This window comes from uncultured Campylobacter sp. (genome assembly GCF_937949835.1).
Taxonomy (GTDB): domain Bacteria; phylum Campylobacterota; class Campylobacteria; order Campylobacterales; family Campylobacteraceae; genus Campylobacter_B.
The window spans coordinates 1-1,431 of record NZ_CALEDC010000441.1 but is presented as its reverse complement, the minus strand read 5'-3'; the positions used below and the strand labels follow the sequence as shown (position 1 = coordinate 1,431).

Here is a 1,431-nt window from a genome sequence, read left to right as displayed (position 1 = left end):
ATAAGCATGATTTATATTGAATTTAATGTTGCAAATTTAGATACAAAATAGGGCAATACAATAAGCTTATTATAATTTAAATAAATACGTTCATAAAATTTATGGAAATGATGCAAAATTAATAAAATCAAAAAATTCATTTTTATAAATCGTTTACTACATAGAAATCATTAATATGAAAATATATATCAGTAGTTCATCATTTTTCAATTTTTTGGAGCAAAAGCACTATAATTCTAGGTATTTTATATTGAAAACTATAATTTTCAAGTAAAAATTCAATACGAAATTAACGTATAATTATATGAATAATTTCATGTATTTTTAACGCATTTGTTGTTTTATTAATGGTTTTTATTAGAAGAATTTTTACATAAATCTATATTTGATAATTTATGTGACTTCAAATGAAATCAGCAAGACGATGTGCTTTCTGCAAGAATTAAAATAGATAAATATCTGAATTGGGCAGAAATGAAGTTTTGCTTATGCAAGGAGTTTAAATTCGAAATATAGGAGGAAGTTTTCGCCTAAAAACGCCCTCTTTTATTCAATAACCAGGCGCATTAGATACATATCCTCACCGTCGATTACGCTGATTTCGGAGCTTTTGCAGCGCGGGCAAGAAAAGTCGTTTTGCGTCAAATCTCCGCTAAAACCGCAGTTTTTGCATTTTACGACGATTTCTTGGGTGTGGATGATGAGATCCGCATTTTCGCAGACGGTGCCTGCGCGAAAGACTTCGTAGCAGTTTTGCAAATAATGCGCTTCCACGCCGCTTAGTCGCCCTATTTTTACGTGCAGCTTCCTTATCTGCGGACTTTTCGAACCAAATGCATCGTAAGACGCCTGCGGATTTGCATCTAAATTTTTATAAAAATCGCCGTTTTTGTCGTTCGAGTTCGTATCCACAACGCCCGTATTTTCGGTATTCTCGGTGCCTATGTCGGTATTTGCGAAATCCGTATTTTCTTTGGCGGTATCGGCGATGTTGCAGCTATTTTTAGCGCCCTGCTCGGCTGCGCCTTTTTTCTTTGCTTTTTCAGCGTTTAGCGCCTTTTCACATAGCGACACAAGATCCGCTACGATCGATAGTTCATGCATTTTTTCCTCTAAATTTTACGGCCGCGCCGTATTTTATACGAAATTTTGTTGTAAATTTAAAAATACGCCTAAAATTTAGGCTTAAATTTGCCAAATTTGCACGCAAATTTAACAAATCCTCGGTAGCAGTTCGCCTTTCGGAAGCTCCAGAAATCGCTGCGAGCCGTAGGCGTTTTGCAAAATCACTCGCCCTTTTGCCGCATGCGGAGTTTGAAATTGCCCCGCCCTATTTTCTGATACCGCGCCCGCGTCGCTTGCACCCGTAAATTCGCCCCGCGCGCTAAGTTTAGGCGTTAAAGCGCCATTAAATTCGCCTTTGTCGTGCCC

The 1,431-nt window shown here is 37.4% G+C and carries 1 protein-coding gene and 1 pseudogene; both read right to left on the bottom strand.

From position 1 onward, the window contains the following. Positions 1-546 precede the first annotated feature (546 nt). A complete protein-coding gene (locus Q0256_RS09810) occupies positions 547-1,104 on the bottom strand; it encodes a hydrogenase maturation nickel metallochaperone HypA (RefSeq protein WP_297962585.1) in 558 nt (185 codons plus the stop codon). Between the two features lie 108 nt (positions 1,105-1,212). Further along, positions 1,213-1,431, bottom strand: a pseudogene (locus tag Q0256_RS09805) (hydrogenase expression/formation protein HypE); the annotation flags it as partial.

Excerpts from the sequence above, each read along its gene's own strand:
- Q0256_RS09810 (WP_297962585.1), bottom strand. The coding sequence starts at position 1,104 with ATGCATGAACTATCGATCGTAGCGGATCTTGTGTCGCTATGTGAAAAG.